This window comes from Paenibacillus sp. FSL H8-0259 (assembly GCF_037963255.1).
In the GTDB taxonomy this organism is placed as follows: Bacteria; Bacillota; Bacilli; order Paenibacillales; family Paenibacillaceae; genus Paenibacillus_AQ; species Paenibacillus_AQ phytohabitans.
The window spans coordinates 7,045,167-7,070,884 of the sequence record NZ_CP150147.1; the positions used below are offsets into that span (position 1 = coordinate 7,045,167).

Genomic DNA, 25,718 nt, shown 5'->3' on the forward strand with positions numbered 1-25,718 from the left:
AACGCCATATTCCGTTCCAGATGAATTCTTTACTTATAGCAGCGGATTTGATTACAATACATTGGAGAGGTTTGTTGCCTGTCAGCCTATTCCTCAGGAGGGACATCATGAACGATTTAGAGGGGCTTCTGCCCGAACAAATAGAGAGAATCAGCAAAGTCCGTGAGCGGGTCATCGATTCCATCGGTAAAAATATGGATTTGTACGGAATTACCTTGTCCATTGGGCATTTATACGGTTACATGTATTTCAATCAGGGTCCGGTTACACTGGACGAACTGAGCAGCACTATGGGTATGAGCAAGACATCGATGAGTACCGGTGTGCGCACGCTGCTGGATCTGAAGATGATCGATAAAGTCTGGGGAAAAGGCACCCGCAAGGATCTGTTCGAGGTGGTCCCGGACTGGCATCAGAACTTCAGCGACTACTTCTCCATTAAATGGAGAAAAGCAGTCGAGGGTAATATGACTGCACTTAACAAATCATTGTCCGAGATCCAGCAGATGAAGCAAGAATATTCGGACGAGCCGGACATCGGACGTCTGCTTTTGACCGATGAGGCCAAAATTGAGGAAGCGATCAAATATTACCGCTGGCTGCTGAAGCTGATCGAAGCGCTGGAGACCGGCAAGATTTTTGAATTGATCCCTAAAGAATAATATCAGCCATATACGTTAATCCTATCCGCACAAATGCAAACGGCCGCGATCCTTAAATTCAAGGATCGCGGCCGTTTATCGTTCTCTGTTATTTTACTGTTACAGTTTCTCAACCAGACTGATATCATCGATATAAATATGGTTGCCGGCCTGGATGGCCGTGTTGGTCTGTGCGCTGTTTCCGTCAATGAGCCCCATAAGGAATACCAGATGTGCACCCGCATCGGTGCTGTCATTCATAGTGAAGGTGAAGCTGTACGCCTCCATCTCACCGGTCAGAGCAATGGCTGTCACCGGTAAATACTTATTGTAATCCGGGCCGAAATGTTCAACGGCCACTTCAATCAGCCGGTTCACATCCGAGCGGGCCTTGAAGGTCAGGGTGTAGTTCTTGCCTTGCACAAGCTTCAGGTCTCTGTAATCGACTTGTGCAGCGAAGTTGGCTATTCCGGTAAAATTCAGTAAGACCGCCAGTTCGCCGTTCTGGACTGCGGCTGAGCCGGGTCCGTCGAAGTATTGCGTCCAGCCCTTAATGCCCTGATCCGCATTGAAGGTTCCGTTATCCAGTGTGCCGCTGGCAGGTTCGATGACAGGACCGCCTGTAACCTCTTTGACTACAATATCGTCGAAGGAGATCGTGTGCTCCGTACTGTTTGCCGTCCCATCTTCACCTAAGGTTTTGCCGATCAGATAGTTAAGCTTCAGCGGGATGTCATTCGTAACACTGAACTGCGCGCTGTAAGTCGCCCAGGTTGCCGTGACATCAAACTTCGCTTGAGCTGACTGGGCCGAGGTTCCGCTGTACTCCACAATAATCTGCCGCGCAACCGTAGATTTGGCCTTGAAGCTCAGCTCGTAGGTTTTGCCTGCTTCCAGCTTGATATGCTCCTGATAGAACTGTGTACTCCAGGTATCGCCGCCGGCAGCGGCAATCTCTATCTCTGCCACACCCTCGTTCACCTTAAAGTTTGAGACTCCGCCTCCCCCGGACCATGTCGACCAACCCGAGTCACCGCTTGTGAATGAACCGTTGACCACCAGATTGTTGTCATTGGCCAGAATGGCCTGAACGACACTTGAGCCTACATAACCGTCAGCTTCCACGGTAATCTTATAGCTGCCCTCTGCCGGGAATGCTGCGGCACCGATGATAATCGCGCCGGGCTTCAGACTGTAAAGTTCATCCGCGAGCGTGACACCGTCCACCTTCACGGCATTAATTTTGCCGGACCAGTCTCCCTTCTCTATGAAGGTAAGCTCGATCGGCTGCGACACCCGGTTATCGGTGCTGTCTGCGAGCAGCTCCTGCGGCTTGGCCGGCGCGTCCTTGATCTCGAACTTCACATTATCGATGATGATGTCATGGCTCTGCGGAACGCTCACATCGCCCACCTTGCCAAGCAGGAATTTCAGCGAAAGCGTATCATTCGTTGTCTGCCGGAATTCGAATCTGTAATGCCCCGTTGCCGGTGATACATCCACTGCCTTATCCAGCGAAGGGATGTATTTCGCATTCTCCGCCTTCACGCTGATCTGGCGTGCGACACTGGAACTGGCATCGAATTCGACCACATAATCCGAGCCTGCGGCTGCCTTCAGGCCATTCTGGAACAGCATGACCGAATACGGCTGATTACCGGTATTCGTAATGCTGAATTTCACCGCTCCGTCCACTGCCGCCGCTGCACTCTGCCCGCCGTCTTCCGTAACCAGCCGCTCCCAGCTGTTCAGGCCGAAGCTGAAGTCCCCGTTCAGCAATGGGTAATAGGTCAGGGCCGGGTCATAATAGAAGCTGGTGCGCAGCAGAACGAAATTATCCACATACACGGTTCCGGCAGTCCCGCCAAGCCGCAGGACGAATTGACCCAGATGATCCGTTGCTCCTGCAAGGTTCGTGAACACCGCCTCTACCTGCTGTTTGTCTGCTGTAAGCTGCACGGGCTGTGAAGCGTATACCTGCCCGTTATTGCCCTGCAGTTCAATTACTGCTGTCCGTGGGAAGGCGCTTTCGGCTTCAAAAGTCAGCTTATAATCGTGCCCCTGCACCAGGAAGATTCCCTTCTGCAGCAATGCAACGTCAGCGCTGCCGCCATCCCCGCCTGAAATTTCAAGCTTGAGGACGCCCGGGTCTACCACAACCGGAAGCACCGCTGCACCACCTGCAGCCGTGGTATGCCAATAGCTCAGCCGGTCCGGCTCGCCCAGATCAAAGCTGCCATTGTAGAGATGGTTGCCGCTGCCGAGCGGCGGCTTGGCACTGTCATGATCGAAGGGGATACTCTCAATCTCTTCGAGCCTGGCATTACCGAGCCATACCGGTGATGCATTGGTGCCCATATTGAACTCGATCCGCGCTGCGTTATCCGAGCTCTCCTTCATTTGGAACATCGTCTCGAAATGCTGAATCTCCGGTGTCAGGTCAGCTTTGAACGCCGGTGAATACGACGGGAATCCCAGCGGCGCCCCGCCTGTCAGCCGGACGCTAATATCACGCGCCGTATCCGTCTTGGCATCGAAGCTCAGCTTGTAGTATCTTCCCTTCGCGACTGAGACGATGGCCTGCGGCTGAATCGAATAAGAATTTCCGCCGGCGCTGCTGATGTTCACCTTGAGGAAATTCCGCCCGCCTATCGGCTCAACCGATAGAGCTGCATCCGCTCCTTCATCCTTGTACAATACCCAGTGCGCTGTATTCGGAATGCCCATTCCGGCATCGCCTTCCACTTGTTCGGTGAAGCCGCTGTTATAAATGAAGTTGCCGCCCTCAAGCGGCAGCTTAGCTCCTTCCAGATAAGGCTCCTTCTCAAACTCAACCGGTACCGGTTCCCGGTACTCGCGTCCGGTCAGCTCATATATTCTGACATAGTCAATTTCCATGGAACTCGGAAATACTGTATCCTCCGTAGGGTCACCGTCAAAGTTACCGCCTACCGCCAGGTTCATCAGAAGGTGGAATCTCTGGTTGAACGGTGCCGGATACGCATTCATTGCCGGCTGGCCGCTGCTCTTGCTGTACCAGTCATTCTTGGTGGAGAATAAGACTCCATCCACATACCAGCGGATTTCCCCCGGCTCCCACTCGATGGAGTAGGTGTGGTAATCTTCAATCGTGGAATTGCCCGGCAGCACATATTCCTTGCCGGAATAGACATTATCCGGCCACTGGGAACCATAGTGAATGGTTCCGGCAACCACATTCGGCCGGCTGCCCCAGCCTTCCATAATATCCAGCTCTCCGGAGGCAGCCCAATTGCCGTAGGTGTAATCTTCCGGCAGCATCCAGATCGCCGGCCAGAGCCCCTTGCCGGTCGGTGCTTTCGCCCGGATCTCGAATTTACCGTACAGTTTGCTGTACAATCCCTTTGTTTTGATCCGTGAGGAGGTATACGGTTTACCGCCTACAGCTTCTTTAAGCGCGGTGATGACCAGCTTGCCGTCCTCTTCCTTCACGTTCTTCACGTCGTTCGTGTAATACTCCAGCTCATTGTTTCCCCAGCCCGGATTGCCGACTATGGTTCCGTCTCCAAGGTCATAAGTCCATTTAGCCGGATCAATAGAACCGTCGTTGAATTCATCATTCCACACTAGAGTCCACGGATCGCTGGTCGGTACCGGAGTTGGTGTGACTTCCGGCAACGGGGTCGATGTAGGCAGCGGACTCGGCGTAATTACCGGTGTTGCCGTCGGTTCGGGCGTCGGCGCTGGTGTTGCCTCCGGCGTCTGCTCTGGTGTAGCTTTCGGCGTCGGCTCCGGCGTAGATTCCGGTGTTGCCTCCGGCGTAGCTTTCGGCGTCGGCTCCGGTGTAGCTTCCGGTGTCGGCTCCGGCGTTACCACTGGCGTCGGCGCTGGTGTAGCTTCCGGCGTCTGGGTCACAGCCGGTGTAGCCGTAGCGGCAGTCTCTCCGCCGCTTGCGGCAGCAGGAGGCTGGCTGGCCAGCGGTGCAGCCGGATTCAGATTCGTGCTGCTGCCCTGCTTGAGGGCAAAGCCGCCTACAGTAACATCATCCGCCTGATTCAGCACGGTGCCGAAGCTGCCGCTGCCCTGGATCGTCAAGCCTTTAGCCCCGGCTTTAATGAGCAGCTCGGCCACCTGCGCTTTGTCCATCAGCACAATCGTGCCGGAGGCTCCCCACACCAGCTTAGCGAGCTTGCCGGAGATGTTCAGTGCAATGCGGCTTCCTGCCGGATCTGCGGTGGAAACCACTCCATAGTTTCCTTTAAGGGTGACCGTTTTCTCCCCCGCCGGCAATACAACATTGGTGAATCCTTCTCCGGTGAGATTGCCTTCTTCAAGGATGGCACCTGAGTTCAGCTGTATGGTTCCCGCTGTTGTGGTCCCGCTGGCAACAATGCGGACTGTGCCTCGGGGCTTAGCAACCTGAATAGTGCCGAGACTGCTGTCCGCAAGGGTCACGCTGTGTTCACCGCCGCCGCGGATATAGGTTGTGCCTTTAACCTGCACACCTTCAATACGGATATCCCCTTCTCCGATACCTTCGGTAAGATAGAGATTGCCTTCAATTATGCTGTCCTTGAGCGTAGCTCCTTCATGGTTCAGCACCACATTCCCCTGCACCGTCCCCAGCTTCACTTCCCCGCCAGAGGACTGAAGCTCCTGCACCAGCGTATCGGCCATCTTGGCCAGCTCGGCGCGGGTAATGTTTCCGTCCGGCTTGAACAAGCCTCCCGGATAGCCCTGAATATAGCCGGCTGCAGTAAATGCATCCGCTGCTGAAATGACCTCGCTGCCTGCCCCGGCCAGATCGCTATACACCGGCCCTGCATGATTGACAGTCTCCAGCCGGAGAATCCTCTGCAGCGCCACAACCGCTTCCCCGCGCTTCAGCTTAGCTGCAGGCTGGATATGATTATCTGCTCCTGGACTTAGATAACCTGCCGCTACCGCCTTGGCGATATCGTTCTTGTACCAGGCTCCCGCAGGTATATCCGCCGGGAGTGAGGCTGCTGCTTCCTTGTAGCCAAATATGCGGTTGATGATGGCCGCGAATTCTGCCCTCGTCACCTGATAATCCGGCCTGAAGCTGCCGTCCCCGTAACCGGAGATCACACCGTTGCGGCTCCAGCGCTGTATGGCATCCGCCGCCCAATTGTCCGTGCTCACATCAGTAAACGCTTTCATTTCAGCGGCAGTCAAATTTCTGTTCTGCACCGCAGCTGTTGCATTCCCCGCAGCTGCCAGCTTACTCTTCGCAGGCAAAGCGCCTGCCGCTCCGCCGCCCAGTGGTGACAATAGTCCGGTAATGATCACAGCGGCCGCTAACACCGCAGATACATTTCTTTTCATTTCCTTTATGCCTCCTCTAGTTTCCAGTCTCACCCGTCACAATTGCATAGCCGGGTATTTCTCAGCTGCAATAATCGAAATCGGTTTCGATAATATCCATACTTATCCCTTGAGTGCAATAAACCTTTGACTTGTTTCGGCAAGTTGAATAGACTCTAGAAAGAACTATTTCTTAGCAGCAGCCGAGTGTCCGATGAACGGCCCTATAGCCTGAGAAACCCTGGCATACCCGTCTTTTGGCCCTGTTACAACTATTAAGCGGGGGTGACTTTAGCATGCAGATGAATATCAAAAAAATTGCCGAAATGGCCGGGGTCTCTGTATCCACTGTTTCGAAAATAATGAATAATTACAGCGATGTTTCCGAAAAAACGAAGCAAAGAGTGCTGGAGATTATCGAACAAACCGGATACACCCCCTCAAGCTCCGCCAAAACACTGGCTACCAAGAAGTCAAATCTGATCGGGGTTATTTTTGCCGGTGAGCTGAATGTGGAGTTTACCCATCCTTTTTTTGTAGAGGTACTGAATTCCTTCAAGAAGCAGATGGGCGTGCTGGGTTACGACCTGATCTTCTTTTCCAATGAGAAATTCATCAGCAGCGGCGATTATTTCTCGCGTTGTCTGCATTTCCATGTGGATGGCTGCGTCATTATCTCCGGACAACAGATGGAGCCTGCCATACAGGATCTGGATAGAAGCAATATTCCCTGCATCGGCGTTGACCTGGAGCTGACCGGCAAGAAATCCGGCTATGTGATGTCGGATAATTACCAGATTGCCTCCAAAGTGGTGGAGCATTTCTATCTGCTCGGCCACAGGGAGCTTGGCTTCATCGGCAGTACGGCCGATTCGGATATCTCCAACCGGCGCGAAGCGGGCTATGTCAAAGCCATTGCCGGTTTCGGTCTGACGATGAATCCCAAATGGTTCGTGCATGGTGACGATTTCTTCGAGCCCAGCGGCTACGCCGCCATGAAGCAGCTGATCCAGACCGGAAGTCTGCCGCAAGCCATTTTCGCCGCCTCCGATCTGCTCGCCCTGGGAGCGGTCCGCGCCTTGAAGGAGCATGGCCTCCGTGTGCCGGAGGATGTCGCCATCATCGGCTGTGATGATATCGAGGCCTGCCAGTATACCAGCCCGACACTGACTACAATCCGCCAGAACAAGGAACGGCTCGGTGTACTCGCGGCCCATATGCTGTTCGATCTCATTAACAATCAGTCGGAAGGCGGCTCCTTCGTGGTTGAGCCGGCGCTAATCATCCGTGAATCCTGCGGAAGCGGGTTGAACCGCTGAGCTGCGCCTTCTTCCGGGTGCAGCATACTACCTCCCCTCTGTTTCATCATTCCGTGCTTACCTGAACCATACTGAAACCGCTTTCGATACTATAATCTCTCATTTGATGGGATGGTTCAAGGTACCGTTTTTCTGGTTATGGGGACCATTTTTCGGCTTGGTCCCCATTATTTGTGTTTAAAAGCGAACGCGCAGGCTAATGGAAATGATTTGTAGAAAAAAAACAATACATGAAACTGGCAAAAGCTCAATCCGGACAATTCTACCGGCAGTTGAATAAAGCGCATGTGACCATTCAACCATCGCTTGATAGGATTGCGTTTGCCAAAATGCTATGCTGTTTTCGACAGTGCGCACTGTACATTTTGTTTCATTGGAGGTATACAATGCTCGACTTGCGTAAAATTGGAGCTTATATTTCGAAGCTTCGCAAAGACCAGGATTTGACCCAATTGGAACTTGCCGATCAACTGAATGTAAGTCATCAGGCGGTATCAAAATGGGAGCGAGGCGAATCGCTTCCGGATATCGGAACGCTTCCGAAGTTTGCGAGGTTATTCGGCAAAACGGTAGACGACATTCTAAATGCAGGAGACAACGCAGAAAATCGGGAGCATCAGCACCTAGGAACGATCGTTGAGGAGATCGCAGAGAACAGGCCGGACCAAGTTGCAGAGATGGTCAATACCGGTGAGGTGGAGATGGAAGAACTTGTAGAGTTAGCACCGTTTGTAAAAGCAAGCGCTCTGCATAAGGTTACAGAACGAGTAGACAGCAGCATCCTTAACTTAGACGTGATCATGCGGCTGGCTCCGTTCCTTGGAACAGGTATATTGGATGAACTGGTTCATCAGGCAGATGAGGGCAGCGTGAGCTGGAATTCCGTTCAAGGGCTGGCACCCTTTATTAGCAGAGAAACGTTAAGCCGCTTGGTAGACCGGGTTGCAGATGGCACCATCGATGCGGACCGGATCATGAGCCTCGCACCTTTTTTGGACAGGGAAAATCTCGAGAAGTTGATTAATGGAGTCGAAGCTGAACAGCTTAGCCCAGACCTGCTGGCAAGCCTTGCTCCTTTTGTCGATCAAGGGACATTGAGCAGAATGGTGACAATCTTATTGAATAAAGTAAAGTAGACACGTATAGCGGGGACCGGAGAATGGTGAAGGCGAATCCATCAGCTAACAACATATTTAGCACAGCATTGGGGCTATTTCCCCTCGGCCTGCCCCAGGGATTTCGGAATTAAGCTAACGGGAAACCTTATCTCAATAAAACAGCGGCAGTCCAGGACTTTGTTTTCTCGTCCATGGCTGCCGCTGTCTTACATAGTTGTGGCTAGTCTAATACATATCTCACGATATCTGACGATTTAATGATTCGGAAACCGCCTTGATAAAATGTCCGATGTGGATCTTCTTATGAGTGTTTTCTGCTGACATTAAAGAGGTGTTGGAGCACCCACCTGCGGGTCCAGTGACAGGCTGACCAATTGGCCCGCGTGGGTGAGGCCTGCACCGAATCCGTACAGCAGGATCCGCTGGCCATTCTGCACCTTTCCTTCACGGATGCCAAGATCGAGGGCAAGCGGAATACTGGCCGCCGAGGTGTTGCCGAAATATTCAAGGCTGTACAGCGCTTGTTCGAACGGGTACTTCAGCCGTTCACAGACCGGTTCAATCATCCGCAGATTAGCGCTGTGCGGGATGAACCAATCCACTTCCGCAAGGCTGACTCCTGCGTTCTGCAGCACCTGCTGCACCCCCTGCGGAACTGTCCGGACCGCCCACTTGAAGACCTCACGCCCGTTCTGTACCAGCTTGCCTGTAGCGGCAAGCTCCACTCCGTTCACCTTGTCCGCCAGCCCAGTCCGGTAGACATGCTGCGCTCCGCTCCCGTCGCTGCCGAGATTGAACCCTAAGAAGTGATCTTTATCCCCGCCGCTCTCCACAAGTACAGCCCCTGCACCATCACCGAACAGAATACTGGTACTGCGGTCAGTGTAATCCGTGATCTTGGAGAGCGCGTCAGCGCCGATGACCAGCACTTTATGATGCAATCCCGAGGACACCAGCGCATGAGCCGTATGCAGAGCATAAACAAACCCCGCGCATGCGGCACTCATATCTATCGCTCCCGAAGTAAGCGGAATACCGAGACGGTTCTGCACAATGGCTGCCACGGAAGGAAAAGAGAAATCGGGCGTACTGGTAGCAACGAGAACCATATCGACATCCTGTACGCTTTTACCGTAACGCTTCATCAGATCCTGCACGGCAGCTGCACATAAATCACTGGTATATTCATCCTCGCGGCTGATTCGGCGCTCCCGTATACCCGTCCGCTGAACAATCCACTCGTCATTGGTATCGACCATTTGCTCCAGATCATGATTCGTAAGTCTCCGGGACGGTACATAAGAGCCGATCGCTGTAATTCTTGCACCCTTCATCAATATCACCTCATCGTTAGTTATAGTATCTGATATTAGTACTTGGTACTAATAATAACTTAAACTGAATTATTTTGCAAAAAAATTACAGGAGAGAATGATTTCCAGCTTGCCTTGTGTGATCTATGTATCTTACCGTTGTAAAGATTCAGTGCTACAATCTTTACAGTGTAAAGATAACGGAAAGGAAGGCTGCAGGAAAGTGACGGATAAACCCTACCACCACGGCAATTTACGGAGCCAGCTTATAGAAGCAGGCATTAAGCTCATTAACACAGACGGCATCAACAGCTTTTCCCTGCGCAAGGTCGCAGCCGAATGCAAAGTCAGCCACACCGCCCCCTACAGCCATTTTAAAAATATAGATGAGCTGGTATCCGCCATGGGTGAGCATGTCACAGAGCAATTTATGGAGTCCCTGCGTGCATCCGTTCAAGGACAGGAGGACCGCCAGGAAGCGATGTTCCAGCTGGGGCAGGCTTACATTGATTTTTTCATGGAGCATCCGCAATATTTCCAGTTTTTATTCTACCACTCAGGCTTAGTCATTGATTTAGACAACTATAATTCCGACAGTTATCCGCCATTCGTTCTATTCCGGACCACTGCCTATCAATTGTTCACAAGCATCGGACTGCCGGAAGCAGAGTTCTCCCGTCAGTTGATTTCACACTGGGCGATGGTGCACGGTATTGCTTCACTGCTTACCAATAACGGGGTGCGTTATTCGGGGAACTGGCGTGATTTGTTAGCGCTTGAATCTGTAGTTAAGGAGACATGAACCATGAGAACGATTGTGCACGATCTGCAGGAGCAGGAATTTGCAGGATGGGCAGAGGGCGGGCAAGGAGAGCTGACTGTTATCTCGGACAATGGTACCATCCGCCAGTGTATGGGCTGCTTCGGCTGCTGGACCCGAACGCCCGGCGCATGCGTGATACGGGATGGCTATAACCATCTGGGTGAGCTGTTCTCCAAAAGCGATGAACTGATTATCATCAGCAAATGTATGTACGGCAGCTACAGTCCCTTTGTCCTGAATGTGCTGAACCGGAGTATTTCCTACGTCCTCCCCTATTTTGTCACCAAGAATGGAGAAACCCATCACCGCAACCGGTATGATCACCAGTTCAATCTATCGGTTCATTTCTATGGGGATGACATCACCGAGGCTGAAAAAGACACAGCCCGAACGCTGGTCGCCGCGAACAGCCTGAATTTGTACTCTGCAGGAAACCATGTGTACTTCCATGACAGCCTGCACAGCATTAAGGAGGCGATCCAATGAACATCGCCATGATCAACGGCAGCCCCAAGCCCGTTAACAGTAACTCAGGTATATTGTTGAAGATGCTCGAGCCGCTTATCCGCACGGGGAATGAACTAACCTACTATAATCCGAACAAAAGACCGCTCACCCCTGCGCAATACAGCGAATTGTGCCGTATGGATGTACTGGTGATTGCCTTCCCGCTCTATGTAGATGCCATCCCTTCACACTTGTTCAGGCTGCTGGCAACCCTCGAGGAATACCTTAAATCCGAGCATGAGCAAGAAAAGGATATCTATGTCTATGCTATGATCAACAATGGTTTCTATGAGGGCAGTCAGAATCACATTGCTCTGGATATCCTTAAACACTGGTGCACACGGGCCGGAGTTCATTTCGGGCAGGCGCTGGGTCAAGGTGCCGGTGAAATGCTGGGCTCCCTGGAGAAGGTCCCTCCCGGCAAGGGTCCGCTTAAGAACCTGGGAAAAGCAATGCACAGCATGGCCGCTAATATCCAATCCAGAAGCGCAGATGAATCTATGCTGTTCAGCCCCAACTTCCCGCGCTTCGCCTGGAAATTCGCCGCAACCCACTCCTTTTGGAATGCCACCGCCAAGAAGAACGGCCTGAAGAGAAAAGATATACTCAGAAGGCTGTAAAATATACTGAACGCACGCCAGTACAAATATTGTTCGTAATGGTTGGTACGCCGGGCCTTGCGCCATACGTTCCGGGTCGCCGCCCGGCAGCAAAAGTTGCTATATAAGCTGAACTTAAGAATGACAGTTAGCCGATTAACGCCCCTGTGCCGAGCAGGGAATTCACAATAGAGCGGCGCAATAGAGCAGGTTAGATTCTTATGTTCACTCTATAACTCTAGCTGACGTCAGCATGCGGAGGCCGATGTAAATGAGGGTACTTTGACGTTAATCCGAATGCGACTGCGAATGCGACTGCGAACGCGGACACGGTTGCAGATACATCTGCCTATAAAAGTACAAATGTTGTACGTATTACAACTCGGATACATAAATACCGGGATATTTATAAGGATTGTTGTAGGAAATACAACAATCCTTATGCTAAACCACATGGAGTAGGGGAAATGTTGCCTTTTGTACAACAATTCCGGATTTAACCCGCTATCACGAGAGAATTGTTGTATTTCGTGCAAGATTTCAGCTAACTATATTGAACTTAAAAACTGACTGGGGATTACGCTGCACACTCCGGGTTACCGCCCGACAGCAAATGCGGATGTTAGCCTGTGTTGCAGACAGTTACGCCGCAAAGCTCCTCTAGAGTTAAGGAGTGAGTGCGGATGCACATTTCGGAATAGTTGTATTTCGTGCAGTTAAAAGACGGCGAAAGACCGGAAAAGCAGGAATAACTGTATTCTGTACAATTAGAATAGAGAAAAGTGTCTCTTTATAGCATAGGGGAGTTATATAAGTGTATAGAGTGCAATTAAACCTCCCCTCGCGCAATAATTGATCATTTTAGTTGTACAAAATACAGTTATATCGAACGATGGCCAGCCGATGGATGAATCCCTTAAGTGCAATTGGGCGAAAGCTTCCAGTGCAGCGGATGGTACAGCAGCGCTACAGTGATCAAACATACAACAAGAGCCCGGTCCCCTAACAGGACCAGACTCTTGTGTATATAGTTTATTCACTAAGGTCAGAGGGTATCAACCGCTCTTCCCCCCCATATTCCGCCCAATTGATGCCCGACTTCATTTCCCCGCCAGTTCCACCGTAACCTGCTCCACCAGCTTCTCCGGCTTCGCCGTGTTCCTTGACCGACAGTTCAGAAACTCCACATCTTCCCCGTTCTCAACATAAAAGGCCGGTCCTTCGTGGTTCTCAATACTGACCTGCTGAAATTGCACATCGCGGACATTGCCCAGGTAGAATCCCCGGCGCTGCATGTTCTCGATGCCTGTCATCATATCAGGATGGCCGGGCACTGCATCCTTCGCCATCGAAATATCAATATTAGTGAAAGTAATTTCCGATACATACTGCTCGGCAAGCCCGTACAGGAATCCCGCCGCAGCGTGAACATTGCGGGCAGTAATATTGGCATAATGAATCCGCCGGAACTGCGGGGTCTCCTCCGTTACCGGATATGGGTTCTTGTCCCAAACATACTTCTCCTTGCCCCGCGGCCCGCAGAAATAATACAGGTTAAGCGTGAAGGGACAGATCACATCCTCCATCACAATGTTGCTGACACGGATATCTTCAATGATCCCGCCGCGCCCTCTCCGCGATTTCATGCGGATGCCCCGGTCCGTCTGCTTGAACACACAATTGCTGATCGTCACGTTGCGGATATCGCCGCTCATCTCACTGCCCAGCACCACCGCTCCATGCCCGTGGACCATCACGCAGTTCGTAATCGTGATATTCTCGCAGGGAATCCGCTCCTTGGTGTCCTCGGTGCCTGCCTTAATGGCAATGCAGTCATCGCCCACATCGATATGGCAGTTGCTGATGCGGACATCACGGCAGGACTCAGGATTAATGCCATCCGTGTTCGGCGAATCTGCCGGATTCAGGATCGACAGATTATCGATCACCACATTGCTGCAGCCGATCGGATTCACGGTCCAGCTGGGAGAATTAATCAGCGTCAGATCCCGGAGGGTCACCCGGCTGCAATTATCCAGGCCGATCAATCTCGGGCGGGGATACTCCAGCTCTCCCGGGTGATTCCGGTGCTTCTCCCACCAGGGTGCACCGTTTCCATTAATCGTCCCGCTGCCTGTGATCGAGACGTTCACCAGTTCCGCCCCATAAATGCAGGCCGCGTGCACCTCCTGCTTCACTCCTTCCCACCGTGATACCACGACCGGGTAATCCGCCGGATCGGTACTGAAGGACAATACCGCTCCGGGACTTAGATGGAGCTCTATGTTGCTGCGCAAACGCACGGCACCTGTCAGGAAGGTGCCCGCCGGAACATACACCGTACCTCCGCCAGCCTGATGCGCCGCTTCAATCGCGTCCGCAATCGCTGCCGTTGCCGGAACCCCGCTATCCCGGAGCGCTCCGTAATCCGCAATATTAAACACTGCGCGCCTCCTTTCTACTAATCCACTGCTGGTCCAGGCAGCCTCAAGCTTTGCTGCGCTTTCCGCCGGATACAGCCACTTCAAACTCCACTACGATTCTGCCGAACCGCCAGCCTCAGGCTCTGCTACACTTTGGCCGGGTACAACGCCTGCATCTCCACACAGGCCATCACCAGCGCCCCTACTCCGTGCAGGTCATTGCTGACCTTCGGGCGGGTTACATAGTTGCGGTAATCTCCCGCCGAGGTCCCGATGCAGATATCCGGCAGAATCAGCCGGTCCTGCTCATCCCATTCCAGCACCTGAATTAAGCCCTCGTAGCCTTTCCGTGCCGCCGCTGCCGCTGCAGCTTCAGCCTCCGCCGGTAGAATGCCCAGCTTCACCGCTTTGGCAATCGTGTAGACGAACAGGCAGGAGCCGGAGGTCTCCAGCCAGTTATCCGGCTCATTTCCCTTATCGACCACCTGATACCAGAGACCGCTCTGCGGGTCCTGATAGCGGATCAGCGCCTGCACGAAGCCGCTCAGCTCGGCGGCCAGCTCGGCCCGCCCCGGATCCTTCTCCGGCAGCTCATCCATGAACTGCGAGAGCGCCAGCCCGTACCAGCCGAGCGACCGGCTCCAGAACTCCGGCGAGCAGCCGGTTTGCGGATTCGCCCATGGCATACGGCGGCTCTCATCCCAGGCATGGTAGAGCAGGCCGGTAGCCTCGTCTTTCATATATTTGCGCATCAGCCGCTCCTGGTGCAGCACCGCTGCGCGCAAGTCTTCTTCCCCGTAAGCATTCGCGTACTTCAGGGAGAAGACCCCGGCCATATACAGCCCGTCGAGCCACATCTGATTCGCATATTTGTCCTTATGCCAATAGCCGCCTTCGGAGGTTCTGTTCAGCGTCCGCAGCAGATTCCTGAGCTTAGCCGCAGCCTCCCGGTACTTCAGCTTGCCGGTCCGTTCATGCAGCGTGAAAAGCAACAGCCCCGCTTGTACGGCATCCAGCTCATCCCGGGCAAAATAGAAATTGCCGTATTCATCTACCAGATCATCCACATACTGCTGGATGTATTCGATATAGCGGTCCTCTTGGACAGCCTCCCACAGCAGCTCCATCCCGCATAGAAACACGCCTTGGTGATAATGCCAGCGGTGCGCAGGCGGAAGCTCCCCCGCTTGATACGTATCCATCAAAGAATCACAGGCTTTTTGCGCCCATTCTAAAGGTGATTGCGGCAGACTGCCTATCATTGTTATACCCCTTTCATATTTCAGAATACCCGGCCTGCCCTCAGCATCAGCCCTTCATCGAGCCCAGCATCGCGCCTTTGGCGAAATGCTTCTGCAGGAATGGATACACCATCAGAATCGGCAGCGTTGCTACCACAATTACAGCCATTTTGATCGTCTGATCCGGCGGCGGCACCGTGCCATCGAGCGTTGCACTGTGATCCATCCCGCTGGCCAGCACGACAATCTGTCTCAGCAGGACCTGAATCGGCCACTTGGCGCTGTTATCCAGATACAGAATGGCGCTCATATAAGTGTTCCAGTACGTCACCGCATAGAACAGGGAGATCGTGGCAATCGCCGGCAGCGATAAAGGCAATACGATCTTGAACAGAATGCCGAAGTCGTTGCAGCCGTCGATTTTGGCCGATTCCTCCAGTCCTTCAGGAATGTTCTGAAAGAAGTTCTTCAGGATAATCATATTGAAGGCACTGATCGCCGACGGGAGAATTAATGCTGAATACGAGTCAATCAGGCCCAGCTCTTTGACCACCAGGAACGTTGGAATCATTCCGCCGTGGAACAGCATCGTGAATACTACCAGGAAGTTAAATACCCGGCGTCCGTCCAGATCCCTGCGGGAGAGACCGTAAGCCATCAGCGACGTAATGAACATACTGAACAAAGTCCCTATAAGTGTTACCCCGATCGACACACCCAGGGCTCTGAAGATTGTATTCGTTGAGAAAATAAATTTGTAGGCCTCCAGACTCCACACTTTCGGAATCAGTACAAATTTGTTGGCCGCCAGCTCTGCGCTGGTTGTGAAGGACCCTGCTACTACATGGACAAAGGGAAGCACCGTTACCAGCGCGATGATGGCAAGCAGTGTAAAGTTGACAGCGGAGAATATTCTACCGCTAATCGTACGGTCTTCTACCATTTCAATTCCTCCTGCGGCATTTTAATATACGCCTTCTTCTCCTATTTTCTTGGATACCTTGTTGACGGTCACCACCATGATCAGACCCACGATCGACTTGAAGAAGCCGATGGCTGTACTATAGCTGAACTGCCCTTGCCGCAGTCCGGCGGTGTAGACATACGTATCGATAATTTCCGCAACTTCCCGGTTCATGGAATTGAGCAGCAGGTAGACATGTTCGAATCCAAGATCGAGTACGGAACCGATTTTCAGAATAAACAGGGTAATGATGACTCCGCGGATCGCCGGCAGTGTAATATGCCAGACTTGTCTGAGCCTTCCGGCTCCGTCCATACGCGAAGCTTCATAGAGCCCGGGATCGATCGCAGCGATGGAAGCCAGATAAATAATCGTACCCCAGCCCGCTTCCCGCCAGATGACCTGAATGATGTACATGGGTCTGAACCAGCCGGGACTCAGCAGGAAATTGATTTTGGAGAATCCGAAGTAGGCCAGCAGTTCGTTGATAATCCCCCCGTCCATCGTCACCATGACGAAGGAAATCGAGACGACGATAACCCAGGACATGAAGTGGGGCAGGTAGACCAGGGTCTGGAAGAATCTTTTGAAAAAAGTGCCTCTGAGTTCATTGAGCATCAGGGCGAGGATAATCGGAATCGGAAAATAAATCAGAATATTCATCCCGAACAGGATCAGGGTATTCCCCAGAATATTCAGGAAATCAGGTTCGGTAAACAGGCGGCTGAAATGCTTCATTCCAACCCACTCGCTCCCTGTAATCCCTTGGTAAGGCTTGTAATCCTGGAAGGAGATAATCAGTCCGTACATCGGCAAATATTTAAATACAATGAAATACAGCACTCCGGGGATCAGCATCACATAGAGTAATTTGTTTCTCCACAGCCGTTTTTTAAGCTCGCTGCTGCTCTTATAGCTCTTAGGCTTCGGTTCGGGAACTACACGGGGCTGGGCGGTAACTTCCTGCATGATTCTCTTCCTTTCTCTGTAAATTCTTCTATATTTGAAAAAAAGGCTGCCGAAGCGCTAACCCGGGGCAGCCTTCTTTCATGTGGTCAGCCCGCAGTCAAAGCTGCTGCGTTCTGCTTATTTTTTGTACACGGCATTGTATTCTTCGATGATTTGGGCCCCGCCCCGGCTCTTCCAGTTCTCGACTTCTTTCTCGAAACCGGCTTTATCGAGCTGGCCGTACATGTATTTATAAGTGGCATCTGTAATGATCTGCTGCAGTTCAACACCCTTGGAAGTGTAGGTTGACGAATCGAGCGCTGCCGTAGGATCGGCAACCCCTACCTTCACATTCTCCAGCACCAGCTCTTCTGCATGAATCCGGCCCGGCAGTACGTTAAGACTCTGGTACATGCCGTTCGTTTCGTATTCGCCGATTACGCTGTCTTTGAAGCCTTTGACTTCACGTTCAATCAGCTCTTTATTATCTGTTGCTTTGGCTTTGCCGTCTTCCACGGTATAGTGTGTACCTTCAATCCCCCAGTACATCAGGTTGGCCACTTCAGGAGTCATCATGTAATCAAAGAACTTCAGAATCTTCTTCAGCTCTGCTTCATCCTTAACCGCTGATTTCGGGAACAGCACTACGTTGTTATAGCCGGGAATCATCCACTGGGCGAACTTGCCGTCAGGTCCGGCCACCATACTGTGTGTGTCCAGCACGGCATCCGGCACGTTCTTGATCAGGTCCTTGTTCAGGGAATCGATATCCTGCATGGAACCGCCGATATACAGTCCTGCTTTGCCGCTGGTGAACGTATTTACCGCATCCGTTTTACTGGTTGCTGCAAAGTCCTGATTCATGTATCCGCCGTCACGCAGGTTTTTGAAGAAATCCATTGTGTCGAAGTACTGCGGGAAGGTAAATTCCGGAGCCAGCTGGCCGTCCTTTTCCGCCCAGTTGTTCGGTGTGCCGAACCAGGAAGAGACGGTTTTGAACGCCCCGTACACCAGCTCATTCCGGTCAACCACCCCGATCGTATCCTTTTTCCCGTTGCCGTCAGGGTCCTGCTCCGTGAAGGCTTTAGCCATTGCGAACAGTTCCTCGGTATTGGCTGGTGCTGCGAGTCCCAGCTTATCCGCCCAGTCCTTACGGTAGATAATCCCTTGGCGGGCCAGCGGACGGCCGATATACAGGGTATACAGCTTGCCGTCTACCTTGGTGTTATTGAGGATTTCCGGCTTCAGCTTGTTCAGGTTGGGGAATTCGCTGAGGAGCGGCCCGATCTCCCAGAACTGTCCGTCCTTGATCGCTTCCTTCATCTGCAGGAAGGTCGTCTGATTCTTCAGATACGTAACCTGCGGCAGTGAGCCCGTGGCGAAGGAGGAGTTCAGCTTCTCTTCATAGGTATCTGCCGGGAAAAACTGATAGGTCAGCTTCGTATTCGTCAATTTCTCCACTTCCGTCTTGATCGTGTCCGGTGGAGTATCTGTCGTGTTCAGCGGGAGCATGATTTTGATCTCTGTCGGCTTTTCCGGTTCTGCTGCCGGCTCTGTAGCCGCTGCCGTGTTGGTTCCGGTGCTTGCACCTGGATCTTTGGTTGCCGCCGCCTCATTATTGTTGTTGCCGCCGCATGCGGACAGCATGCTGAGTGTCAGCAGCGAGCTGAGGAGCAGGGTGAAGGATTTTTTCGTCATTCCTTTTTGACCTCCGTTTAACTTGTATTGGTTACAAGCCTCACATTACAGTCCACGGAGGATTACGAATACAATCATTTACTCATAAAGGCGCGCAGGGGCTGGGGGTGTGGGTTAATGATTATCGTGTGATTGAGGGGGATATACATTGGAAGGAGTGCAGTGGGCGGGGTGAAGCTGATGGGGCTTGGAGTATCACAGGGGCGGCAGGGGTGGGGAACGACGCCGGGCGGGACTGCGTGAGCTTTGGACTTCCGGCCGCTGTTAGGTTTGGATTTCTTGATTCGGACCGCTGCTTACGGTAGAAATCCAAACCTAAAGGCGGACGCTATCGCTCCTACAGTTCCAAACCTCCCTCCGTCCCTTTCTGCCGCTCCACGGGTGGGCCCTTTCAATGTATATCCTTGAAAGGGGGCAAAGGGAATGCCCCCCGCTTCGCTCGCGGCGGAGCGGGGATTTGAGTGCTGAGGGTAGAACCTATGGAGCTGGGAATAGATCGGCAGGGGTGGGGAACGGCGGCGGGCGGGACTGCGTGAGCTTTGGACTTCCGGCCGCTGTTAGGTTTGGATTTCTTGATTCAGACCGCTGCTTACGGTAGAAATCCAAACCTAAAGGCGGACGCTATCGCTCCTACAGTTCCAAACCTCCCTCCGTCCCTTTCTGCCGCTCCACGGGTGGGCCCTTTCAATGTATATCCCTGAAAGGGGGGCAAAGGGAATGCCCCACCGCTTCGCTCGCGGCGGAGCTGGGATTTGAGTGCTGAGGGTAGAACCTATGGAGCTGGGAATAGATCGGCAGGGCTGGGGAGCGGCGGGGCTTGATTAAGAACTGGAAATAGTGTGATAAGGTCGGGGAGGAAGGAGCGCCGGAGTTATGATTAGAGCGGCAGAGGGGAACAGGAGGGGAGCAGGAGGGGAGCAAATCCAATATTACTCAAAAATCCTGCACCAAATACAACATTTCCCTCAATAAATTGGCCGAATTTCAAAATTGTTGTACAGAATGCAGCATTTCTCCTCCAACTGGCGGCACAGCGGGGAAATTCTTGTATTTCGTACAACAATCCTTCGGATTACCCGGATATCTGTGAACCAAAGTTGTAATTTGTACAACAATTTTGCGGTTACACAGTGAACTTGACTGTAATTCGCGCGCTTACCACCCTTTTCACCCTCTTCAAGTAACGAATCTACGTCACACTCAATCAGCAACCCGAGAATTTCTTCGACTGGGGCAGTTGTACAGCGGCACAATGGGGCGATGAGAATGCCGTCTGCCGTTTGCTTGTTGGAGTAGATTCTTCACGCGTTGTATAGTACAGAGTCGTAAACCATACGAGGATACGGTTAAATGGTATTTAATTTCATTTTCTTGGGGACGGGTATATGAAATATTATGTTGTAGATGCATTTGCGGAGAAACTATTCGAAGGTAAGGCTGCCGGGCATCACGCGATATCATCTATGAACAGAAATATACTCGGCGAAGGTGCCGATTCTGCTTTTTCCGGGCTGGCCGTAGATTTCATCACCTACCCTGAATTTCTTCACCTTATCCCCACCTGGATAACCACACCCGAGAAATCATTGCCCAAAATAAGCGGCATCTCATATTTCAATAACATCCGCACTTTACCATCCCGGATTTTGAAGTCGATCGGATTTATACTTGCCGCATGGATTTCCGCGAGCACCTCATGCTCACCCGCTTCAGACACTGGACGTTCGGCTAACACCAGCGGGGTTTGTCCGTATTTTTCGATAACCATTGCTTTCATGATGGAACCTCCGCTTTTGTCTAATAAAACCGTTCAATGAACTCATCGAGATGGTTTACCACATTTTTCAGCGTACCGAGGTTGATTCTGACATCCATAAAATAGTAATTCTTAGCCCCTTCCTCTCTAACCATATGATACCAGCCTCTCTTAGAATTCTAAGTTGATGGGACACCGCCGGACGCGACAGATGAGTCAGTTCCGTAATCTCGCCTACACGCAGGCCGTTCTTACAGGTAGTCTCCATAAGTGCTGTAATAATCGACTGGCGTGTATCATTCCCGATGGCCGGCAATATTTTCTGGCACATTTTGAAAATCTTCCTTGACTAACCGGACAGCTTGCTGCTTATCCATGTCACTCCCCCTCTCATCCCGCTCACCCGTTCAATAGAGTGAACCATTTGCTGATGAGTATGTCATACATGGATAAGCCCTGCAATATTGGGAAAGAAAATCAAGATCACGTGAAAATTTTTAGATAAAAACCAGCCAATTCAGCGGATTCCCTATGCAAATAGCGGCAGCCCAAGGATGTAATAAGGTCCTGGACTACCGCTATTTCGCGAATGCCTGTCGCTACAGATGCTTTTATATTCCTAACTCTTTAATTCTGGAAATGCGGATATTTCATCAAATCGTTCAAGAGGATGCCTGAAGCGTCCTTGAGTGCATCAACAGGGGATTGGAGGTTATCGTTCAAGACGGTTTTCCAAGCCTTGTACAATTCTGTCCGGGTAGCATCATAGGCAAAGAATCCTGAGAACTGGGATTTCTCCGCATCCGGGAGTTGTCCATAAATGAGTATGACACTATTAATCATATCCGGGTTCTTTCCGGCCACCGGGATTAAAGAAGCAGCAATATTGGTCCGCGTCTTGCTATCCGTCTCCTTGAAATTAGCGTTGATCAGAATCGAGAGCGCTTCTGAGTTCCCTTCAAACGTGCTAATCAGATAAGCGAGGCTGTATCTCAGATCCGCATCTGCTGAAGACATCAGCAAATTACCGAAAGCTTTCAGCGCTTTATCCGTCTTGAAGGATTTGAGTATCTCCAATGCTGCTGTCTGCGAAGCTTTGTCTGAATCGGCTTTGGAGAACAGGGCCGCAATGTCTTTGATATTGCCCTCAAGGTTATGGGCGGCGAAATCCTGCACCATACTTGCTGACCACGTTGGAGCTGCCTTTATAACCAGTGACTGTAAGCCCGCTAACAATTGCTGGCGGTCGATATTCATCAGCTTATCGCGTTGAGCGGCTTCATCCGCTGTCAGCTTGGCATAATCCTTCTTATATAAGGTCTGCAAGCCCTTGCGGATGTCGGTATCCAGCAGCACCATATCTTTGTAAACAACGGGTTTAGCCGATACATTAGCCGTACTGCCACTCTTGGCCGCTGCTGCTACTTGAATAACAATGCTTGCTTTGCCGCTGTACCCTTTCTGGGAGACCGTAGCAGTAACCGTCGCCTTGCCGGGTGCGATTCCAGTTACCACACCGGCAGCAGTGACCGATGCAATCTTTGCATTGCTGCTGGTAAAGAGATAGGCCACTTTGGCTGATGATTTCAGCTTTGTGGTCAGATCAGTTTTTGCCCCTGTGATCAACGAAATCGAGACTTCCGTGAATTTAGGATTTGCCGGTTTGACTGGCGCGGCATGTGCTGTACCTGCTACCAGATTAATAAGGACAATTAAGATTAATGGTAGAGCAAACAAGCGATGTTTCGACATTATAACTACTCCCTTGGTCAATTATGGTAAATTAGTTATAAGTATACCACGCATGACCCCTTTACCCTCTATGACAAAGGATATATACAGTTAAGCCCCGCCGCAGGCTTCTGTGTGGGACTGGAATGGGCATGAAGAAGGACTTTGGAACTGTTGCCCCTTCGGCAGCTCCGGTCTTTTTGTTCACCCCTTTATCATCCCGCACTGCTACCGGATTGTTTGAGGATCTTGGTCAATGCGCCGAGAATCTTATACTTTTCATCATTTATCCCCTGATACTTCTTAACCGATTTAGAGAGAAATTCCAAGCCGCTGTCATATTCCCCTTTAACCAGAAAATAATTGGCCAATTCCAGCAACAGATTCGCCTGCCGGTCCAACACTAATTTCCGGGAATATCTCCCCTGGACCAGATCATTAACACTCTCTTCGATTTCCTGCTTAAACTGCTGCAAGGTATCGTCAACATTAAGGTTATATTTATTGGCAGCCTTCAGGATATATAATAATCCGGTAAGTCTTTCCTCCCGTTGCGAGTCGATATAGGCAGCATATTGCCCAATTACCGTAGAGTCCCCGCTCAGCAGCCTGGTTAAACAAACATTAGCTTTGGACCACTCCATAAACAGGTTCTTCCAATGCTCTACCTCAACTCCCTGCTCCTTTACCCAACTTAGATCTGCATATGCATGGGTGTAGGCCAAGGCCTGCTCATAATCACCAAGCTCATCACACACATTAGCACGAAGCAGGTTACTGTACGCTATATAGAAAAACAAGGGTCTCCCGGGATGTTTGATGCGCTCGGAGGTTCTCCGTTGGAGGCGGTCCTTCATATCATATTGAATTCTGGCCTTATGGCCCATTTTGGCGGCAAATTCATCGACCTTGTCCCAGCGCTGCAAGGAACGGTATGTATTGGCAAGCTCTTTGAGTGCATCCAGCTGGTCCACTTCATCCAACCGTTCAACGAAGGGCTCGAACCGGTTAGCTATCCGCAGGTTCTTGTCTTGATCATCACTGATTGAAATCATAAATAACCTATACTGGCATAGCGCCAGCCGTTCGGAATGCTGGAAGCGTTCGCCTTCGGCAACAATCTCATAGATTGCGGCGGCTGCCTCCATTTTCCCGGCAGTGAACAGTTCCTCCGCCGTATCAAACAACAGGGGAGCGTACATCAGGTTGTCCATAATATGGCGGGCGATTCTCTGAATGCTGTCCAGCTTGTCCAGATCTGCACAGCGGAGCAGCAGCGGGCCAATTCTGCGCCAGTCTGAAGAACCTTCGATAATATAATTATTGATATACAAGTCATAGAAGAAGCCTTCCTCCCGCCCCATCGCCCGGGTGATCCGGTCAAGCTGCTGCATCGCAATGGGCCGGTGCCCATGAACGATATTACTGAGTGTCCCGGAATGAAGCTGGGAATGCCTGGCGAATTGGGTTATCGTCAAAGCTTCTCTTTTCAAGTAATCTTCCAGTTCTGATAATATCGTGTTCATTGCCCTCAATTCATAACCACCTTTCTAACCATATTTGTGATAACTGACAATACCTTATTCGTTATACAAAATATACCAGTTAGAATTAGGGTGGACAAGCTTAAATATGTACTTTTACCAATTATTCCTCATTAGCCCGCGCCTTCGCCTCCGCCTCCGTATATTCCTGGATGATCATACTGCCGCCGCTGGTCTGCCATTTCTCGACCTCTCCGGCGAATCCGTCCGCATCGATATTGCCCAGAATATAATTGTAGGTAGCATCTACGATAATGGCCGACAGCTCGGCGTTCTTCTCATCATAGGTAGCGGAGGTTAAACGTACTGCCGGGTCATCGACCAGAAACTGCTCATTATCCTGGCTCAGCTGGTCGGCAAGGGCCGTCAGCTGCTCCTTCTGCGCGACCTCCATAATGTTCTTGTTACCGATATCGGCAATCATCAGGGAATAGAGCGGATTCACCTCGAATACGCGCAGCTGGGAGGTTTCCTCTGGAAGGATCACCTTCCCCTCCCCATCGAGCTGATAATGCCGGCCCTCGAAGCCGTACACCATCAGGTTGGCTACATCCTTATCCATCGTACGGTCAAAGAACCCGAGCACCTGCTTCAGTTCCTGCTCTGTGGCAATGGCCTTTTTGGAGAAAAGATACAGGCCGTTGTACTTGGGAATCGACCATACCTTGTACCCGTCCGGCCCCTTAATCCGGTTAATCAGGGTAAGCTCCGCCTGGGGATTAATTGCCTTGGCCTCAATCGAGAGCCGCTGCACGTCTGTCATGCTCCCGATGAATATCCCTGCCGTCCCGCGGATGAACTTATCCCGCTGTACATCCTTGCTCGTCAGGGCGAAATCCTGGTTGATAATCCCCTCGTTATATAATTTGCGCATGAAATTCATTGTGTCCATGTATTCAGAGGTGGCGAATTCCGGAATAAACCGGTTGTTCTCAATCTTCCAGTTATTCGGCGTGCCGAAATAGGAGCTTAACGTCTTAAATACCCCGTACACCAGGTCATTGCGGTCTACCAGTCCGAGGGTATCGGCTTTGCCGTTCCCGTCCGGATCATTATAGGTGAACTGTTTCATCACCTCGTACAGCTCATCCAGCGTCCCCGGCGGACTCAGGTGCAGATGCTCCAGCCAGTCCTTACGGATTATAATCCCCTGCCTGGAAGCAGGTCTTTCCGTATAGAGGCCATAAATCCCCCCGTCCACCGTGGTCTGCTTAAGGATAGAAGCATCCAGCTGGCGCAGATTCGGGAACTCCTCCAAGTACGGTCCAATCTCCCAAAAAGCGTCGGAACGGATCATGTTCTTGACCGGATTATAATCGGTGAATTTCACAAATGTAACTTTGCCGAGGGCACCGGTGGTCAGCGCCGTATTCATTTTGTCCGTGTACACGCCCTCCGGCACCCAGGTAATATTCAGCTGCGTCCCGGTCAATCTCTCAATCTCGGCGATAAGATTCTTGGAAGGGGTCTGCGGGAAATGCAGCGGCGCAAGAATTGAGATGGACGGCTTCTCTCCGGCAGTATCTGAAAGGGAAGATTGCCCCTCACTGCAAGCACTTAATAAACCGAACGAGAGTAGTAGAATAGAGCAGCATATAAGAGTCACCTGCCTGCCTGCCAATCCTTTGAACATTTCATAACCTCCTATAATCGAAATATTTATATACAATAAGACCCTATTTATTGAATAATTTAGCATGTGTAGTGATTATTAGAGAAAATGATTATTGCGGCACCAGATGATTATTGTTATTATCCTTCGTGATGCATACACTTAAAGCAGTGATTA

Annotated in this window: 16 protein-coding genes and 2 pseudogenes; 6 read left to right on the forward strand and 12 right to left on the reverse strand. The window is 51.4% G+C overall.

The window, feature by feature from the left end; genetic code table 11:
- The first annotated feature begins 107 nt into the window (after positions 1–107).
- Entirely contained in the window at positions 108–662 is a 555-nt protein-coding gene (locus NSU01_RS30160) for a transcriptional regulator (RefSeq protein WP_042139863.1), read from the forward strand.
- A gap of 99 nt (positions 663–761) precedes the next feature.
- On the opposite strand, the gene NSU01_RS30165 is transcribed toward NSU01_RS30160, so the two are convergent.
- Positions 762–5,966 carry a carbohydrate binding domain-containing protein gene (locus NSU01_RS30165; protein ID WP_076248742.1) on the reverse strand — a complete coding sequence of 1,735 codons (5,205 nt, stop codon included), beginning with the start codon at positions 5,964–5,966 and terminating at the stop codon, positions 762–764.
- A gap of 281 nt (positions 5,967–6,247) precedes the next feature.
- Here NSU01_RS30165 and NSU01_RS30170 point away from each other — a divergent pair, with 281 nt between their 5' ends.
- The gene (locus tag NSU01_RS30170) at positions 6,248–7,264 is read left to right on the forward strand and encodes a LacI family DNA-binding transcriptional regulator (protein WP_039305455.1); all 1,017 of its coding nucleotides are present in this window, start codon (positions 6,248–6,250) and stop codon (positions 7,262–7,264) included.
- A 386-nt stretch (positions 7,265–7,650) separates the two neighbouring features.
- Entirely contained in the window at positions 7,651–8,400 is a 750-nt protein-coding gene (locus tag NSU01_RS30175; RefSeq protein WP_063779810.1) for a helix-turn-helix transcriptional regulator, read from the forward strand.
- 305 nt (positions 8,401–8,705) lie between these two features.
- On the opposite strand, the gene NSU01_RS30180 is transcribed toward NSU01_RS30175, so the two are convergent.
- Positions 8,706–9,716: a ketoacyl-ACP synthase III gene (locus NSU01_RS30180; RefSeq protein ID WP_042139864.1), complete on the reverse strand. Its 1,011-nt coding sequence runs from the start codon at positions 9,714–9,716 to the stop codon at positions 8,706–8,708.
- A 202-nt stretch (positions 9,717–9,918) separates the two neighbouring features.
- Here NSU01_RS30180 and NSU01_RS30185 point away from each other — a divergent pair, with 202 nt between their 5' ends.
- From NSU01_RS30185 to NSU01_RS30195, 3 genes are read left to right on the forward strand one after another with little or no spacing between them, the layout of a single operon-like run.
- A complete protein-coding gene (locus NSU01_RS30185) occupies positions 9,919–10,497 on the forward strand; it encodes a TetR/AcrR family transcriptional regulator (RefSeq protein WP_042139865.1) in 579 nt (192 codons plus the stop codon).
- 3 nt (positions 10,498–10,500) lie between these two features.
- A complete protein-coding gene (locus NSU01_RS30190) occupies positions 10,501–11,004 on the forward strand; it encodes a flavoprotein (protein WP_042139866.1) in 504 nt (167 codons plus the stop codon).
- Positions 11,001–11,645, forward strand: coding sequence for a hypothetical protein (locus tag NSU01_RS30195; RefSeq protein WP_042139868.1), 645 nt, complete (start codon positions 11,001–11,003; stop codon positions 11,643–11,645). Before NSU01_RS30190 ends, NSU01_RS30195 begins: the two co-directional genes overlap by 4 nt.
- Before the next feature lie 1,079 nt (positions 11,646–12,724).
- On the opposite strand, the gene NSU01_RS30200 is transcribed toward NSU01_RS30195, so the two are convergent.
- The 10 genes and pseudogenes from NSU01_RS30200 to NSU01_RS30245 all read right to left on the reverse strand — a co-directional run bounded on the left by NSU01_RS30200 (position 12,725) and on the right by NSU01_RS30245 (position 25,562).
- Complete coding sequence (locus NSU01_RS30200; RefSeq protein WP_076248744.1) at positions 12,725–14,068, reverse strand: glycoside hydrolase family 28 protein; 1,344 nt, start codon at positions 14,066–14,068, stop codon at positions 12,725–12,727.
- 125 nt (positions 14,069–14,193) lie between these two features.
- Complete coding sequence (locus tag NSU01_RS30205; RefSeq protein WP_076248746.1) at positions 14,194–15,309, reverse strand: glycoside hydrolase family 88 protein; 1,116 nt, start codon at positions 15,307–15,309, stop codon at positions 14,194–14,196.
- 46 nt (positions 15,310–15,355) lie between these two features.
- Complete coding sequence (locus NSU01_RS30210) at positions 15,356–16,231, reverse strand: carbohydrate ABC transporter permease (RefSeq protein WP_039305372.1); 876 nt, start codon at positions 16,229–16,231, stop codon at positions 15,356–15,358.
- A gap of 21 nt (positions 16,232–16,252) precedes the next feature.
- On the reverse strand, positions 16,253–17,221 hold the full coding sequence (locus NSU01_RS30215) for a sugar ABC transporter permease (RefSeq protein ID WP_042139871.1): 969 nt from the start codon (positions 17,219–17,221) through the stop codon (positions 16,253–16,255).
- Positions 17,222–17,338: 117 nt separating this feature from the next.
- Entirely contained in the window at positions 17,339–18,898 is a 1,560-nt protein-coding gene (locus NSU01_RS30220) for an extracellular solute-binding protein (RefSeq protein ID WP_042139872.1), read from the reverse strand.
- Between the two features lie 1,463 nt (positions 18,899–20,361).
- A pseudogene (locus NSU01_RS30225) lies at positions 20,362–20,675 on the reverse strand (alcohol dehydrogenase catalytic domain-containing protein); the annotation flags it as partial.
- 20 nt (positions 20,676–20,695) lie between these two features.
- A pseudogene (locus NSU01_RS30230) lies at positions 20,696–21,031 on the reverse strand (winged helix-turn-helix domain-containing protein).
- A gap of 250 nt (positions 21,032–21,281) precedes the next feature.
- Positions 21,282–22,406, reverse strand: coding sequence for an Ig-like domain-containing protein (locus tag NSU01_RS30235; protein WP_076248781.1), 1,125 nt, complete (start codon positions 22,404–22,406; stop codon positions 21,282–21,284).
- Between the two features lie 194 nt (positions 22,407–22,600).
- Positions 22,601–23,911 carry a transcriptional regulator gene (locus NSU01_RS30240; RefSeq protein ID WP_256704069.1) on the reverse strand — a complete coding sequence of 437 codons (1,311 nt, stop codon included), beginning with the start codon at positions 23,909–23,911 and terminating at the stop codon, positions 22,601–22,603.
- A gap of 121 nt (positions 23,912–24,032) precedes the next feature.
- Complete coding sequence (locus NSU01_RS30245) at positions 24,033–25,562, reverse strand: extracellular solute-binding protein (RefSeq protein WP_076248787.1); 1,530 nt, start codon at positions 25,560–25,562, stop codon at positions 24,033–24,035.
- Positions 25,563–25,718: the final 156 nt, after the last annotated feature.